The organism is Nocardioides cremeus (assembly GCF_030518195.1).
Classification (GTDB): Bacteria; Actinomycetota; Actinomycetes; order Propionibacteriales; family Nocardioidaceae; genus Nocardioides; species Nocardioides cremeus.
The window spans coordinates 1-202 of sequence record NZ_JAULSC010000528.1 but is presented as its reverse complement, the minus strand read 5'-3'; the positions used below and the strand labels follow the sequence as shown (position 1 = coordinate 202).

Annotated in this window: 1 protein-coding gene; it reads right to left on the bottom strand. The window is 76.7% G+C overall.

Annotated features, from left to right (window positions below; translation table 11 throughout):
* Positions 1-202, bottom strand: a 202-nt coding sequence (locus QWJ41_RS21975) for a polyprenyl synthetase family protein (protein WP_302710620.1), incomplete at both ends; no start/stop codon positions are given.

Below are 202 nucleotides of genomic sequence, written 5' to 3'. Positions count from 1 at the left end.
GGCGCCGGATCCGGAGATGATCGAGCGCAGTCGCTCGACCTGGTCGGCGTCGAGGGGGCGGCCCAGGGCCCGGTCGAGCAGGGCCGCGTCGTCCTCGTCGGCCCCGTCGAGGGCCCGCGCCACCAGTACCGTGCGCTTGCCCTCGACCAGGTCGTCGCCGGCGGGCTTGCCGGTCGTGGCCGGGTCGCCGAAGACGCCCAGC